Origin of the sequence: Sphingobacterium daejeonense, from assembly GCF_901472535.1 — a bacterium.
GTDB lineage: Bacteria > Bacteroidota > Bacteroidia > Sphingobacteriales > Sphingobacteriaceae > Sphingobacterium > Sphingobacterium daejeonense.
Map to the genome: position 1 here is coordinate 3,016,787 of NZ_LR590470.1, position 12,500 is coordinate 3,029,286.

At 36.2% G+C, this 12,500-nt stretch carries 11 protein-coding genes; 1 reads left to right on the forward strand and 10 read right to left on the reverse strand.

The window, feature by feature from the left end; translation table 11 throughout:
• Positions 1 to 14 precede the first annotated feature (14 nt).
• The gene (locus FGL31_RS14630; RefSeq protein ID WP_138092493.1) at positions 15 to 3,185 is read left to right on the forward strand and encodes an efflux RND transporter permease subunit; all 3,171 of its coding nucleotides are present in this window, start codon (positions 15 to 17) and stop codon (positions 3,183 to 3,185) included.
• Positions 3,186 to 3,542: 357 nt separating this feature from the next.
• Here the strand turns inward: FGL31_RS14630 and FGL31_RS14635 are convergent, their stop codons facing one another.
• The 10 genes from FGL31_RS14635 to FGL31_RS14680 are packed head-to-tail and all read right to left on the reverse strand — an operon-like array spanning position 3,543 to position 12,495.
• A complete protein-coding gene (locus tag FGL31_RS14635) occupies positions 3,543 to 4,787 on the reverse strand; it encodes a thioredoxin family protein (protein ID WP_138092495.1) in 1,245 nt (414 codons plus the stop codon).
• Between the two features lie 19 nt (positions 4,788 to 4,806).
• Positions 4,807 to 5,745, reverse strand: coding sequence for a S1 family peptidase (locus FGL31_RS14640; protein WP_138092497.1), 939 nt, complete (start codon positions 5,743 to 5,745; stop codon positions 4,807 to 4,809).
• Between the two features lie 4 nt (positions 5,746 to 5,749).
• Positions 5,750 to 6,850: a TlpA disulfide reductase family protein gene (locus FGL31_RS14645; protein ID WP_138092499.1), complete on the reverse strand. Its 1,101-nt coding sequence runs from the start codon at positions 6,848 to 6,850 to the stop codon at positions 5,750 to 5,752.
• A gap of 13 nt (positions 6,851 to 6,863) precedes the next feature.
• Positions 6,864 to 7,577 carry a DUF4369 domain-containing protein gene (locus tag FGL31_RS14650; protein ID WP_138092501.1) on the reverse strand — a complete coding sequence of 238 codons (714 nt, stop codon included), beginning with the start codon at positions 7,575 to 7,577 and terminating at the stop codon, positions 6,864 to 6,866.
• A 24-nt stretch (positions 7,578 to 7,601) separates the two neighbouring features.
• Positions 7,602 to 7,886, reverse strand: a complete 285-nt coding sequence (locus FGL31_RS14655; RefSeq protein ID WP_138092503.1) for a peroxiredoxin family protein — start codon at positions 7,884 to 7,886, stop codon at positions 7,602 to 7,604.
• On the reverse strand, positions 7,858 to 8,154 hold the full coding sequence (locus FGL31_RS22745) for a TlpA family protein disulfide reductase (protein WP_171017687.1): 297 nt from the start codon (positions 8,152 to 8,154) through the stop codon (positions 7,858 to 7,860). Before FGL31_RS22745 ends, FGL31_RS14655 begins: the two co-directional genes overlap by 29 nt.
• Positions 8,155 to 8,170: 16 nt before the next feature.
• Complete coding sequence (locus tag FGL31_RS14665; RefSeq protein ID WP_138092507.1) at positions 8,171 to 8,713, reverse strand: DUF4369 domain-containing protein; 543 nt, start codon at positions 8,711 to 8,713, stop codon at positions 8,171 to 8,173.
• A gap of 21 nt (positions 8,714 to 8,734) precedes the next feature.
• Positions 8,735 to 10,222: a discoidin domain-containing protein gene (locus tag FGL31_RS14670; protein ID WP_138092509.1), complete on the reverse strand. Its 1,488-nt coding sequence runs from the start codon at positions 10,220 to 10,222 to the stop codon at positions 8,735 to 8,737.
• Between the two features lie 10 nt (positions 10,223 to 10,232).
• Positions 10,233 to 11,609, reverse strand: coding sequence for a RagB/SusD family nutrient uptake outer membrane protein (locus FGL31_RS14675; protein ID WP_171017688.1), 1,377 nt, complete (start codon positions 11,607 to 11,609; stop codon positions 10,233 to 10,235).
• A 10-nt stretch (positions 11,610 to 11,619) separates the two neighbouring features.
• Entirely contained in the window at positions 11,620 to 12,495 is an 876-nt protein-coding gene (locus FGL31_RS14680) for a SusC/RagA family TonB-linked outer membrane protein (protein WP_138092513.1), read from the reverse strand.
• Positions 12,496 to 12,500: the final 5 nt, after the last annotated feature.

Genomic DNA, 12,500 nt, shown 5'->3' on the forward strand with positions numbered 1-12,500 from the left:
AAAACTATTTAAGCATGATCTCTGAAGTATTTATAAAAAGACCGGTAACGGCAATGGTAATATCCATATTGATTTCGATCATAGGGGTAATTGCCATTACAACGTTACCTATTAGTCAATACCCTAATATTGCCCCTCCTACAGTATCTGTTTCTGCTATTTATACCGGTGCAGATGCTCAAACAGTTGAGAAAACCGTAACCACCCCTATTGAGAGTCAGATCAATGGTACTCCAGGGATGATTTATATGAGTTCTAACAGTACTTCCGATGGTAGTTCACGAATTACAGTGACATTTGAAGTAGGTACTGACATTGATATTGCAACCCTTGACGTTCAAAACCGTGTAAGTATTGCAGAGCCTGTTTTGCCTGAGGCAGTTCGTCGTTTGGGTGTCACAACGAGGAAAATGAATACCGACATCTTGATGATGGTATCTTTAATTTCACCCGATGGCAGCCGTGATCAGAATTTCTTGGCAAACTATATCAACTTGTACTTAAAGGATGCGTTATTACGTGTCCCTGGTGTCGGTGATGTGCAGGCCTTTGGTCAGCCATTTGCGATGCGCGTTTGGTTAGACGCCAATAAATTGGCAAATATTGGGATGTCTCCTGCAGATGTAAATGCAGCAATTTCAGAACAAAACTCCCGTATGCCGGGTGGTTCTGTTGGTGCACGTCCGCAAGAAAACGCTCAGGTATTTGAATATCCGATCATCATGGACTCTGACTTAGAGGAAGTAGATGAATTTGAAAACATTGTAGTTAAAACCAATACTGATGGTTCCATTGTTTTATTGAAAGATATCGCAAGAGTTGAATTAGGTCAATTCAACTATGGTATTACCAATAAAGTTAACGGTCAGGTTGCTTCTGGTATGATGATTTCACAAACTCCAGGTGGTAATGCTGTACAGACTGCAGATGGTATTTACGCTTCATTGGAAGAGTTGAAGAAATCATTTCCTGCTGGTGTAGATTATGTTGTAGGATATGAAACTGTGTCTGTTGTAAATGCATCTATCAGTTCAGTTATCCATACGTTGATTGAAGCTATGATCTTGGTAACTATCGTTGTATTCTTCTTCTTACAAAGTTGGAGAGCAACATTAATTCCATTGTTAGCTATCCCAGTTTCTATTGTTGGTACATTTATATTTTTCACGATTTTTGGGTTCTCGGTTAACAACTTGACGATGTTAGCATTCGTACTCGCGATTGGTATTGTGGTGGATGATGCGATTGTTGTGGTCGAGGCCGTCCAGCATTATATTGACCAATATAAGATGGACGCCAAAGAGGCTACGATGCGGGCCATGAAGGATATAACTGCACCTGTAATTGCCATTGCCTTGATATTGGCTGCAGTATTCGTTCCAGTAGGATTTATTCCAGGTATGGTTGGTAAATTATATCAACAATTTGCCATTACCATTGCTGTATCCGTAATGTTATCTGCCTTTATCGCTTTGTCCTTAACCCCTGCATTGTGTTCTATCATGTTAAAACCTTCAGCAACGACTAAGGATTCCAAAGGATTGAACCAATTCTTCTATAAATTCAACCTTTGGTTTGATAAGGTTACCTACAGATATTCAAAAGGAGTTAAAAAAGCTATTAAGGCTGCACCATTAGTATTGATTCTATTGGTTTGTATTTTCGTAGGTACTGGTTTTATGTTTATGAACAAGAAATCAGGATTTATTCCTAATGAAGATGGAGGTATTTTCTTTATGGGTGTTAACTTACCGGAAGGTGCTTCTAGTGCTCGTACAGAAGAAGTTCTGACGGAACTAACAACAGATTTACGGAAAGATTTTCCAGAGATAGAATATGTGACTTCGATCAATGGTATGAACTTATTGAACCGTGCTGCCAAACCGAATGGTGCTTCCTTATTTGTTTCGTTGAAACCTTGGGGTGATCGTGAAAGAACAGTTTCCGAAATCACGGGGGCTATTATGGGCAAATATAGAGGATATTCAAAAGCTACTGTTATTGCAGCAACACCTCCTCCAATTCCGGGATTAGGTACTGCAGGTGGTTTTACGATGGAGATTCAGGATAGGCAAACTGTCGAAATCAAAGATTTTGAGGGTATGGTTGGTCGTTTCTTAGCGGCAGCAAATCAGCGTCCAGAAATCGGAATGGCTTATACCCTATTCAACAGTAATTCGCCAAACTACAAATTACAGGTAGATCGTGAAATGGCTAAGAGAATGGGTGTGCCGGTATCGAATATTTATAGCACTATTTCATCGTATTTAGGTAGTAGTTATGTAAATGACTTCACTAAATATGGTAGAAATTTCCGTGTAGTAACTCAGGCGGATACCAGCTACCGTATGCATATTGAAGATATCAACAAGCTTTATGTAAAGAATGTTCAAGGTCAACCAGTTCCTGTTTCTAATTTGGTAAGGTATGAATTGGCTACAAATCCTTCGATCATTAACCACTTTAATATCTTCCGTTCGATCCAAATATCGGGTGAGGCTGCACCAGGTTATTCATCAGGTGACGCTATAGCAGCTTTAGAAGAAGTTGCGGCACAAACGCTATCTGATGGTTATTCTTACGAGTTCTCCGGTTTATCATTGCAAGAGAAACAGTCAGGCAGTAAAACGATACAGATCTTTGCACTCTGTATCCTCTTTGTATTCTTGTTACTAGCCTCACTATATGAAAGCTGGTCTGTACCATTCTCCATTTTATTATCGGTTCCATTAGGTGTATTTGGTGCAATCTTGGCATTGACCTTATTGCCAAACTTGGATAACAATATCTATGCACAGATTGGTTTGGTAACCATTATTGGTCTAGCGGCGAAGAATGCGATTCTAATTGTAGAATTTGCCAAGGAAAGGGTCGATATCGGCATGAACTTACTTGACGCAACTATTGATGCTGTTAAACTTCGTTTACGTCCGATTATCATGACTTCGTTAGCATTTATATTGGGTATTATTCCTTTGATGCTTTCCACCGGTGCTGGTGCTGTTTCTAGACAGACTATTGGTTGGACCGTATTTGGAGGTATGACCGCAGCTACTTTCTTAGCAATCTTTATTGTACCGGTTCTATTCGTTGTTATTACGCGTCTAGCCTATGGTAAAAAGAAATTGGCTGAATTGGAAGCTAATTTTGATGAAGAGAAAAAGAAAAATCTAAGTGCTCACTAAGCAAAACTAATATTGAGAAAAGGCTAATTCAAATTATATGAATTAGCCTTTTTTTATTAAAAGGTCTTCCCATTTTGATCAGGTTCTTTATTCATTCCATCTTGAAATTTCATTGAGGCGTGGGTACCATCACAAAAAGGGCTACCGAAATACCTTTAGAATTGGCAAGAATAAATTGTTCCACCATCCGAGTTTGCCCATACAGAAGATAAGGACCATAGCATTCAATTTTTTATGCGGTAAATTCCATCACTAGAAATAATACGATGAGTTGAGTTTTTGTTTTTAAAAAGAAAACCGTTCCAAATTGGAACGGTTTCTTGATTCACTGTAATGGTGCATTAGGAGTTTACCAAATTACAGCGTTTCACCCATTTGCATTTTCTTTAAATATTCTGGATATATAGTTTGAGAATAGTTTGGTACTTTTTCAATATGCTCTTCCATGATAGCTACAGCATCTTTATTTTTTCCAGTCTGATATAATAATAGAGCATAGTTCATTTGATCAGTTGGGTTTTGGCTATTTTTAAATGCTGTTTCGCTCCAAGTTAAAAGAGGCTCTAAATAAGGTTTTCCAACATCTTTAGAATAAGCCATAACATCATTCACATATTTTATTTTCATCCGATCTGAAATGGAATGAGCATACTTTGACCTATAGGCTTCCAATGCTGGGATAAATTTGTCCCATTGAAATGCATTACTGAAGAACTTCAGCTTTGAAAAATCCATGATTTCTTCAATTCTATCAGGATATTTCTTGATCAAACTATCCTTAATGGACTTCCAATCCGGATCAGTACTTAAAATATAATATCCTGATGGACTTTTGCGTCCTAAGGTGTTCTGAAGTTCTTCAAAATAAATAATACCACGGTATTGTTCTTCTGCTTTCCCTTCTCCTAAAAATTGATTTATCTTTTGCTGTTCAGTGGTAAGCAAAGGAAAAGTCTTATCTCTAGAAGAATTGGTCATGTTCAAGATCAATTTTGCATTTCGTTCAGAAGAAATTCCGTTTGTTTTCTTAAGATATTCTCTCAAATATCCTTTTTTAACTTCGTCAGCTTCCCTAGCTATTTGAATTAATTGGTATAAAGCTTCTGTATTATTAGTATCCTTTTGATATGATGCATAGATTGGATAGTATTGGTATTTGGGATCAGTTACATTTTCAAGTATTTTCTTAAAAGCTGAAACATTTTTATACCCAATTACCTTATGGACGATTTCCCCGTTTGGATTGAAAAAGAGTATACAAGGGAAACCAGTGATATTATAATCTTTATCAAATTTCTTGCTTAAAGTCAACCAATCTTTCTTGACCTGGTCCGCATTTTTATCTTCATCAAATTGAACTTGAACAGCTATAAATTTTTCATTTGCGAGATGACCTATGGTATCATTTGGAAATACCTTAGCTTCCATAACTTTACAAGGTCCACACCAACTTGTATAGCAATCGATCAATATAAACTTATTCTCCTCTTTTGCCTTCTCTTTCACTTGCTCCCAATTCAATCCTTGGACAAATCGAATACCTTTTTCTTGAGCAAAAATCAAACTTGGAACCCATAGCAGAATAAATATTAATTTTCTCATAGCATCTTAATCTTTTACATTACGGCTTTAATAATTCTTTAATAGCAATTACGGAAATTGCATTTTTGAGTACCATTTGCAATGGTATTTTCTCGGTTTTTGAACCATAGATATTACTAGTTGAAGAAACTATTCCAACGAGATTACCTGAGGAATTCATAATTGGCCCTCCACTGGATCCTACAGCATAATCAGCAGTAATGGTCATTCGCCATTGCCTTTGTTTCGGATTTGCAGGATTTACCAATTTAGAGTTCTTGGCGACAATTCCTTCAGACAAAAAATAATAGTTCTGTTCAGGATGTGCAATGACAAACACTTTTGAACCAACTGGCAAAGGATCGCCCAAAGGAATAAAAGAAACTTTTTTATTTCCAGTATTTACTTTAAAGATCAGTACATCATTGCTGGCTGAATAAGCTAGAATTTTATCTATAGTAAATATATCACCTTCAGAATTTTGAACATAATAAAGGCTACTGTCCTTACTAAGCTTAAGACTATCAACAGACTTTTTACTGTGTATCATCTCACCAAATACATGTCTGTTTGTGACAGCAATTCCATCTTCACTTATGAAAAAAGCCGTGGCTATTGGATCTGCCATTGGCGCAAGTTCAGGATTAGCATGATTCAGACGTCCAACTATCAATACCGCAGACTTATTCTGCGCATAAATTTCTTCAGGACTTAAAATCTTTGAATTATTCGTTGTCGGTAGAGACAATGAAGCAGGCTGATCATCAACCAAGGATTTTGTTTCAATCTGAATTTGACTAATAGTTTTTGGTTTTTGTTGTTTAACAGCAGTCATTATTTTTTGTTCCAATCCATTGAGGTAGAAACTATTTTCTTTAAATAATTCTTCTCCCTTTTGTTGGCCTATTGCTTGCACCCAAGGGAGTACAAGCAAGGCCACAAACAACAATTTTACACCGTATTTCTTTTTTAATAACATGCCGTTATTTTAATAATTCATTTAATTTATTGAGAAGAGCAGCACCTTTCAAGTCTTTTGCGATTACATTTCCTTCCTTGTCCAGCAAAAAGTTGGAAGGAATATTCAATACTCCGTACAACAAAGCTGCTTCATTCTCGGAACCTTTTAAGTCTGACACTTGAGTCCATGGGAGTTTATCAATTTTAATGGCATTCTTCCACATTTGGGCTCCTTTTTCACTGTCTAAAGAAACTCCCAAAATATCAAATCCCTTATCCTTAAATTGTTGATATGCATTGACTAGATTAGGATTTTCTGCGCGACAAGGTGCACACCAGCTTGCCCAAAAATCAATAAGGACATACTTCCCTTTGAAATCTGATAGGTTAACAGGTTTTCCTTCCACATCATTCTGTGTGAATTCAGGTGCTTTAGAGCCTATTTTGATCTTAGTGTTTTGGATTAAATTATGCGCAACTAAATCACCACCAGGAGTTGCTTTGATAGCATCAGAAAGTCCATCATACAGCTCCTGTATAACTGATATATTTTGGGAACCAAAAAGTGTGAACAGCTCAGGTATACTTACCACGCTGTTTGGATGGTCCATAATGAATTTCTTGGAGAAAGCATATTTTGTTTGATATAGACTATCGATCTGTGCATCTACAGCATCACTCTCTTCTTTTTTCATGGTCTTTCCAACGACGCTGTTCTGAAGATCTTTCACTTTTTTTCCAAAATCGTCGTTAAAGGTTTTTACGATCTCATAATCTGCATATGTTGGAGAACCTTTAATTTTTAGATTTTCAATATCCTTAAAATGACCATTGACTTCAATATTTCCTGGTTCAACATATAGAAACTTTGTAACTGGACCTTCAGGTAATTTAGCTACTAAAAATGCATTTGTTGGACCTTCAATTGTACCAGAAAACTCAAACTTTCCATTTTCAACCTTAACAGAATCTTCACCTGGATAATCACCTCTTCTAATCAAATGGATATATTCTTGTGGCCAGTCGGTAATGGTTCCTTTTACAGTATATGCTGTTTGGGACATAGCTGGGAATGAACTCATGCACAATAGTGCCCCTGATATTAAATTTCTTAACTTAATCATGTTTCTTTTCTAATTATTTGCCGATTGTATTAGAGCTTTCCTCAATACCAGCGTTATTATTCACATTTTGTAAGGCATCCCCTATCATGACACCTGTCGGAGTTTGCTTCACCTTCTCGGATAGTCCGTTGTACAAATCCATTAAAATTCCTTTGTCTAGAATAGTTGATAAGGATTTAATTTCTTCAAGACTAACAACACTATTGGGATGGTCTTTAATGAACTGCTGTGAAAACTGAATATTTGCTCTATTCAAGCTATCAATAGAATTGTTTATATTGTCGATTTCTTCAGAATCCATGGATTCCTCTGCTTGTTGCGAAAGTTGGGCGGTTTTGAAAGCTATATCTTCGTGACCAGCCTGTAACTTTAAAAAGTCAGAATAACTAGGAGATCCCTGCACATCCACCTCTTTAAATGAGCTGAAGTTTCCATTTATGGTAATTGTTCCTGGTTCGACATATAGGAATTTGGCTACTCCACTTCTTTTTTTGGTTATAAGATATGCTTTAGTTGGACCTTCAATTTTTCCTTTAAATTCGAAAGAACCGTCACTTGTCTTTACGGAATCAACGCCTTCATAGTCGCCTTGTCTTACTAAATAAACTGTTTCTGTTGGCCAGCCTGAAATTTTGCCTTTTACTGTGTAATCGGTCTGCGCATTGCATGTTAAACTAACTAGAGTCATTCCAAAGCTTAGCAGAACGATTGTTTTTAAATTTCTCATAATTTTCCCTGAATGTAATTTTTGTTAAAACGTATTATTGCTCCCAAGAAGCTCTTCCAATTTTTTGTTAAGGTTATCTCCCATCAGATTTGTAGCAATGATCTTTCCCGAGGGGTCAATCAAGAAATTGCTTGGAACCATCTGAATGACATATAATTTTGCAGCTTCATTATGCTGCCCTTTTAAGTCTGAAACTTGTGTCCATGTAACTCCATCGTTTTCTATTGCTCTTTTCCAGCGCCATTCCTCATCTTTTGTATCAATTGATACTCCCAATATTTCAAAACCTTTTTTCTTTGTATTTTGCATACGCCTTCACAAGGTTTGGGTGTTCTTTTCGACAAGGTATACACCAGCTTGCCCAAAAATCCATTAGAACATATTTGCCTTTAAAATCAGTTAACTGAATGTTCTTAGATGTAGAATCTGGTTGAGTAAAATTTGGTGCAATTTTTCCAACCTGAATATTCCCTAAATTGATGACACTTGTTTTTAAAGCTTCAGCATTGATGGACTCTCTAACTGATACATCAAGACCATCGAATAATGCTTTTAAAGTCGGATAATCTAGCTTCATGGATAATCCACCCAATTCATAGATTGTTGCTGGGTTTTTTAGGATGGGACTTAATAAATTCCTTTGTGGATTCAATATCCAACTTATCCAATTCTTCCATCTCCCTGAAATATCCCTTTGACTTTTCTTTGTCTTTCTCTCCATCAACCAAAGCATACAAACTATCCACTTTATTTTTCTTTGCATTGTGAATATCTTTGATCTGTTGATATTGATCTGTATACTTTGAACCTGTTACTTTTGCCGATGCCAAGTTTTTATAATCTCCTTGGATCTGAATATTTCCAGGTTCCAAGAAAAAGAATTTAAACTCAGGATTTTCTCCTTCTTTGTTGACAAGAAAAGCATTGGATACCTCTTCTGTCCTACCTTTAAACTCAAAACTTCCATCTACATTCTCAACAGAATCTTTAAAAGGGTTTTCACCTTTTGTTTCGAGATTAATATACTTACCTGGCCAACCCGTAATCTTCCCTTTCACCGTAAAATCTTGTTGAGCCATACAGATTGAACATCCGAGAAAAAATGTAACAGCAAAATTTATTATAACCTTCTTCATGTATTTAAATATTGATATGCATTATTCTTTTCCATTGATTTCTGCAATTGCAGTAATTCCGTTCGAGGCCTCCATAACCTGAAATTTGAAATATTTTGCCTGTACAGGATTAATAAATCGCAAGGTTTTAATATCAGGTTTTTCAACACTTGAATCCCAATAAACGGATCCTGCCAAGAAATAACCTTGGAATTCCCAAGTTTGTCCATCTTGACTGGAGTAAACTTTCACTTCTCTAAAATCGTCGTATGAATCATTATACTGTGGGGTAAATGAGAATCCTTTTACCAATTTGGAATCACCCATATTTATGGTTATATCCTGCGGCATAACACGTGGAGATCTCCAATAGGTATCGCCTTTACCATCCAAGACTTTTGAAGCGGTAGTTTCTGTATCAAAGTTGCCGCTTGATGTTGCTGTCCATTTAGACCTATCTATGTCTTCTCCAGTCAGACCATCATTGCTAATTATGTTCTTTGTGTCAATGATTTTATGATTGATTTCGATAAAAGCTCTATTTGCCATTTCTACAGTATCTGGAGCTAACAGTTCCTTATCACTACTGTTGTCAATTTTCATGATAAGCACATAGGTCTCATTTCCTATGGTTGCCTCTAGCTTATCATAATCGATTTCAACTTTAATGCTATCTTGAGAGGACCATTGATTTGCTTTTATTGTAGCTTTATTCTTTACAATTTTATAGGATCCTTCTGGTAGAAGTTTTGACTTAGCATTTCTTTGTTTATTGAAAAAATCCAAAGACACTTGTGATCTATCCTCTATTGCTTCAGCAGTTACATCAACATTAATGGATTGCATCAATTTAACAGACATAGACACATTCTTACTAGCATCATCAACTCCATTCATCCTGGTATTAAAAAATCCACCCATGATGTATTTTGCAAACCTGTCATAATATTTGGAGAAGTTCTTTTCAGTTGAAAATTGATCCATGCGTCCTACGATGTAAACTGCTTTAACCTTCATTTTAAGGAAAGCATATTTTCCTTTTAATTCTCCATTTCCAGACTCGACTGAAAATTTAAGTGGAATAACATAAACTTCATTTGGCAAAAGACCATTTCCATTATTAAGGTCCACAAACAGTGAATCTGTTGATATTGATTTTCCTGCTTCGATTTCAAGGATACCATCATTTCTGATTTTGAAGGCATCCTTAGGAAAACTGATAGGCTTAACTTGGTATAATTCTTCGTAGTAAGGGAATAAAGCTGTATCAATTACGGCCTTTACTTTTACGGGTGAAGAAGTAACGTCTTTTAATTGCACTTGTGTGTAAGGCGCAGCATTAGTAACGCTTTGAATCACCTTCAAACCAACGAATGTAGCCGTTGCTTCCCCGGTAATCGAGGATGGAAATTGAGAAATATCTTTAGAAATATCTTCAAGAGGTCCCAAATTTTCCTTTTTACAGGAAATTAATCCAAACAAGAGAAGAGCTAACGCCAAATGAAATACTAGACTTATTTTCTTTTTCATGATTTCTAAACTATCTTGGATTAGGAATTATAGCAGGATTATTTTGAATAATTCTTGGTGCTATCTGCATTAAATACCTTGGATTATTTGGAACCAACTCTGCTAATTCTTTTTCTATCTCACCTGACCATTGGTCTCTCTGTACTCTTTTTAATGTTTTAGCTAATTTTGGGTCTCTATTCATTCTCTTCAGATCAAACAATCTGATTCCACCGTGAAAAATAAATTCTTTACGCTTTTCACTAAATACCAGAGGTAGGATGTCATTAACGTTAGATGATAGATTATCAGTTCCTGACAATCTGTTTGCTCGGATTTCATTTAATTGTGCTAGTGCAGCATCTACTTGACCTTTTCTTGCAAGACATTCCGCTTTAATAAACATGGCTTCAGGAACTCCTATACTATAGTTAAAAGTCATTTTTCCTTCTCTTCCTAAGAACAGGTTAGAGTAATTTGGAAAAGCTAATTCCTTCCTTTTATCATTCCAGCCAAAAGATTCTAAAAGTTCATAATCTCCACGTATAAATCCTCCAAAGTATCTATAGTAATCTTCATCAATTCCAACTTTAGCTAGCATTACCTCAGGATTCTTTGCCTGTTCAAGAAGAGTTACAGGATACGATTTGACATCTTTATAATTCAAGAGTTCTTTCTTTATTGCCAATCCATTCTCCGCTTCTTTGAGTGCATTATCATAATCACCCATATATAAGTAAGTGCGAGCTAATAAAACATGAGCAGCAGCAAGCCCAGGATGTATGATATCTACTCCCATAGCAGGTAATTCTTTAGTTGCTATTGCATCTTTTAGATCTAAGATTATTTGGTCATAAACCTCTTTGACCGTGGCTCTTTTAGGGCGTTCCACTTGGCCAGGAACAAGTATTAGAGGTACTGCCAGACTAGAAGCAGATGTACCTGAAGTATAATCCGTACCATAAAAATTGGCCAACTGAAAGTAAAACCATGCTCTGTGAATTTTTGCCTGTGCTAAAATCACTCGTCTCCTACCTTCATCCTCACTGTTATTTAATTTGATAGTTGGCAGTTTATCCAAAACAATATTTAATTGCAGAATCCTCTCATAAACATCATTATAAGGTTGGTCATTGTCGGATGGAAGCCAAATGTCTTTTTCCCACAGATATGCATTCTTGTATGAATTAATTCTAGTGGTGTCATCAATAAAACTATTGTCGCTGGTTAAATCAGCATAGAAGAAATTGCATTCTGCCAATTGTTGACTATTTAACATTTCTTCAAAGTCTTTGATTGTCGAAGGATTAACAATGGTGGTGCTCGGGTTGATATCAAGAAATTTCTTACAACTGAATAATAAACAGCTGAAAATTAAAAGTCCATATTTTATTAAGTTGGTTTTCATATCCGTTATTTTAAAAAGTTGCATTTAGAGTTAGGCCGTATTGTACAGGCAATGGCAATCCCCTTCTACCTTGGTCATCTACAGAATTAGGGTCCAAGTGATATTTATTTTTCGACCAAAAACCTAAATTTTGAATATGGAAGGAGACGTTTAGAGATTGTAATCGCTTGTCAATAAATAAATTATTTGGTGCATTCCATCCGATTAATATTTCTTGTAATCTGGCAAAGTCCGATGAAAAATAACTATTGGATGAATTTTTGGTAAGATATCCTCGTATTGATCTATCATTATCGGACGAAAGTGCAGGAACATCTGTGAATGCTTCGTCTCCAGGTTTTCTCCAACGATCAGCAATCAGCGCACTGTTTTCAAAAAGTACAGATGGGGTAGGAATATATTTTTTCATCACACCACCCAAGTTCACCAAAACAGTTGCCCTTCCAAAGAAGTTACCAACTGATACTTCTTGGATAACACCTGCAGTCCAAGGAGCACGGGTTTGTCCCATATATATCAATGCTTTTGATAATGTTGCACTATCAGGTGTTGCTGTTGGTTTACCACTCAAATCATAAATCTGAGGGTTACCTTGATTATCCAACCCAGCCCATTTATACGCCCAAACTGAATTGGTACTATATCCATTGCGGTAACCTCTTAAGAATTTTTCATCAGCAGTATACGGTACATCAGGAACTTCAACTGCCATATTCTGATTATATGCACCATTAATTCCCAGTGTATATCTAAACTTTTCCTTAGAAACGAGTTCGGATTTTACATAAAATTCAAATCCACGATTTTGAATGTTACTGTAGGTAATTAGGTTTCCTAACCCAGTGGATGGATCGGCATCTAGAGGAACATTATTGGAAAGCCCCATATCCG